The following is a 3,321-nucleotide window of genomic DNA, read 5'->3' as shown; positions in this document are numbered from 1 at the left end:
CCGCAGGTTCTCCCCGCCCGCCTTCGTATAGCCGTTGATCGCGGGCGAAGGACCGATGAAACCGATGTCGACGGAACCCGAGTTCAACGCCTCGATCTCGGACGGACCCGCGTTGAACGTCGACGCCTTGATCGCTGTGCCGCCCAACTCCTTCTGGAGGAAGCCCTCCTGCACGCCCACCAGGGCGGTGGCATGCGTGAGGTTGGGGAAGTAACCGATCTTCACTTCGTCGGCGGAGAGTTTCTCGGCATCCGCCGCGACTCCGGTCTGCTTGTCGTCGTCCGCATCGGAACCGTAGCCGCAGGCGGTGAGCAGGAAGGGGAGTGCCGCCATGGCGGCGATGGTGCGCAGGGCGGTGTGTGGTCTTGCGGCAGACACGGAGGTGTCCTTTCGGGGGATGCGTGGTCGGGGAGGTACGGAAATCCACGACGCGAAGTCAGAAGTCATCGGTATGCGTCACACCCCGCTCCCCGGCCGTCGGCGACGGGACCCCCGTCACAGGCAGGAAAGCGGATGCATGTCGCGTGCCGCAGGAGTGCGCGTCGAGTCCCCGTCAGGGGAAAGCGGAGCGGCGTCGTGGGCCGGGGGCGGGCCGTCAGGTCCGGCCGCGGCGGGCGACAGGGAGCACAGCGGTGCGCTGAATGTGGTGTTCTGCGTGGCGCTCTGCGTGTGGTGCTCTACGTGCGGGGCCAGGTCCTGTGGACGGCCTCAGACGGGCTGACAGATGGCGCTGGACGTACGTACCAGGTCGATGTGCCGGCGGGAGGTCAGGAGGGGCAGCAGCCGACCTGCGCGGTTCAGCGTTCGCACGGCCACCTCCCATAATCCCTAGTTTTCCCACCTGTTTGATAGGCATATTGGCAGACGGCGGCATCCGCCCCAAGGGGGCGTTCGCATAATGGACGAGACTATCTCGCCATACGAGAGAAAGCGGGTGGCGGGTGGGTCAGGGGTTGGTCCAGGCGCCCGGGGACTGGGCCCGCGCGGACACCTCGGCGGGCAGGTCGGCCGATGCGACGTCGGCGAGCGTCACACCCTCGAGGATCTCGCGCACGTTGGACCGCAGCGCGATCCACAGGGGAAGCAGCGACTGGGCGGGGCCGGTGTAGGACAGATCCGGGGGGCGGACCCCGCGCACCGAGACGAGAGGGCCGTCCACGATGCGGATGACGTCCGCGATGCTGATGGACTCGGCGGGCTTGGCCAGCCGGTAGCCGCCGTTGCCGCCGCGCCGGCTGAGCACGAGCCCGCCCCGGCGCATGTCGTTGAGGATGCCTTCGAGGAATTTGTGCGGAATGTCCTGGGCGTCGGCGATGGCCTCGGCCTTCAGCGGCCCGTCGTCGCGTGACGCGGCGAGCTGCAGCGCGGCACGTACCGCGTAGTCCGCCCTGGCTGAGATCCGCATGGTCCCAGTATCCCGCACGGCGTGCGCCGCTGTCCGTCGCGGGCGGTCCCGTGGGCCGCCGGGCGGGTGCCGGCGGCCGGCAGTCGCGGGGCTCAGGGGCCCGTCGTCCGGTCCGGCCGCCCGGCCCCTCACGCGGGGAGGACGAACGGCGGGTGCGCACCGTTGAGGAAGCAGTCCCCGACATCGCGGAGCCGGGGGGTGACGGGCTCGTACAGGGTGAGGGTCCTGGCATTGCGCCAGAAGCGGTCGAAGCCCAGCCGCGAGGACGCGGAAGGGGCGCCCACGATGTCCAGGGCGCGGGAGGTGGAATCCTGCACGGCCCGCGAGGCGGCGGCTTCCGCCACGGCCACCAGGACGGAGATCTCCGCGTACTCGTCGTAGGTGAGGTCCTCGCCGCAGGCCGGCCCGGCGTGCAGGGCTTGCATCGCCTGACCGGTGAGCGCGGACGCGGACCGGGTGGCGACGGTGAGCTCCCCGTAGGCGGTCAGTATGTGCGGGTCCCGGGGGGAGGCGGCCTGCCCGACCGGGTGCCAGGCCGAGGCGCCCGCCCTGCTGTACTCACGTGCTTCCGCGAGAACACCCTCGGCCATGCCGAGACAGAGCTGCACGGAGACCAGGCGCCCCGCCGGCGACGCCAGAGCGGCCGGGGGCTGCAGGACGGCCTCGTCCGCCGACAGGGATCCGAGCACGTCGTCGGCGCCGACCGGCACGCCGTCGAGCTCCACGCTGCCGCCGGCCGCCAGCCGCTGGCCGAACGTCTCGGCGCCGCTCTCCACCACGACCCCCCGGCGGGAGGGATCGACGGCGACGGCGAGCGGTTCACCGGTGTCGGCCCGCACGGCCCGTACGGCGAGGCGGTCGGCCACCAGGACCCCGCTGAAATGATTCTGACGGCCGTTCAGGACATGGCCGCCCGCCGCCGCGATCAGCGTCAGGGGCGGTTCCTGCGGGGCGAAACCGCCGCCCCGGCACCACCGTCCGGCCGCGGACTCCCGCTCGAAGCGCTCCGCACGAGCGGGCTCGGTGAGAAACCGCGCGCTCCACGACATGAAGTAGTGGCAGCCGAGCAGTTGGCCGATCGCGCCGTCGGCCGCGGCGATCTCCCGGACGACGTCGTAGGCCGCACGCCAGTCGGCGCCGCCTCCCCCCGAGCCCGGCCGGTACCAGCAGCGTCAGCAGTCCCGCCTCGCGCAGCCGGGACACCTCGTCGAGCGGGGGTTTGCCCGCCCGGTCCCGGGCCACCGCGTCCGTGGCCGGGTCGTCCGCCGTATCGCGGGCCACGCGCAGCCAGTGCGCGCGGCCGGGACCGGCGTCGGCGGACCGTGCGACGGAACGCGGCGGTGCGGGGACAGGGTTCATGCGAACCGGGCTCCTCAGGGCCGGGCGCAGGGTGCGGCGCCGGCGCTCTCCTGCGGGCCGGGCACGTACTTGTACCCCACCCGCCGTACGGTGACGATCCGCTGCCGGTGGGCCTTGCCCAGTTTCCTGCGCAGGCGCGCGACGTGGACGTCGACGGTGCGGCCGTCACCGACATGGCCGTAGCCCCACACCCTGTCCACCAGGTGTTCGCGCGAGTGCACCCGCCCGGGGTGCTGCACGAGATGGGTCAGCAGCTCGAACTCCAGGTAGGTGAGGTCGAGTTCGCGCCCCTCCACCTCGGCGACATGCCGCGCCGTGTCGATGCGGACGATTTCGTCGCCGGTCCACTGCGCAGAGGGTGAGTCCGTGTAGGCGACGGGGTGCATCTCCGGCCGCGTCCCGTCCTTGGTGAAGAGTTCGGCGGGGTCGGTGCCCTCGGGGACGAGGACGAGATAGCCGACGAGCGGCGCCGGACCGTGCGCTCCGGTGCCGTTTTTCGCGGTATCGCCCACCAGGCGCAGATGGCGCACTTCGGGGACCGGGGAGCGGGGGAGGAC

Annotated in this window: 4 protein-coding genes and 1 pseudogene; all 5 read right to left on the bottom strand. The window is 71.9% G+C overall.

Annotated features, from left to right (window positions below; translation table 11 throughout):
- On the bottom strand, window positions 1-378 hold a 378-nt coding region (locus tag GUY61_RS36440), incomplete at its 3' end, for an ABC transporter substrate-binding protein (protein ID WP_398958212.1).
- Between the two features lie 330 nt (window positions 379-708).
- Complete coding sequence (locus GUY61_RS41705) at window positions 709-810, bottom strand: putative leader peptide (protein ID WP_313897021.1); 102 nt, start codon at window positions 808-810, stop codon at window positions 709-711.
- Between the two features lie 136 nt (window positions 811-946).
- Entirely contained in the window at window positions 947-1,405 is a 459-nt protein-coding gene (locus GUY61_RS36435; protein WP_166634582.1) for an Rrf2 family transcriptional regulator, read from the bottom strand.
- Window positions 1,406-1,533: 128 nt separating this feature from the next.
- Window positions 1,534-2,764: pseudogene (locus tag GUY61_RS36430) on the bottom strand (acyl-CoA dehydrogenase family protein).
- Window positions 2,765-2,778: 14 nt separating this feature from the next.
- Window positions 2,779-3,294, bottom strand: coding sequence for a winged helix-turn-helix domain-containing protein (locus GUY61_RS36425; RefSeq protein WP_398958214.1), 516 nt, complete (start codon window positions 3,292-3,294; stop codon window positions 2,779-2,781).
- Between the last annotated feature and the right edge of the window lie 27 nt (window positions 3,295-3,321).

The organism is Streptomyces sp. GC420, assembly GCF_009916105.1.
Taxonomy (GTDB): Bacteria; Actinomycetota; Actinomycetes; order Streptomycetales; family Streptomycetaceae; genus Streptomyces.
The sequence above is the reverse complement of the archived record's forward strand: the minus strand, read 5'-3'. Positions and strand labels throughout refer to the sequence as shown.

Bases quoted from the DNA above. Each gene is read 5' to 3' on its own strand.
- GUY61_RS36435 (WP_166634582.1), bottom strand. From the start codon at position 1,405: ATGCGGATCTCAGCCAGGGCGGACTACGCGGTACGTGCCGCGCTGCAG.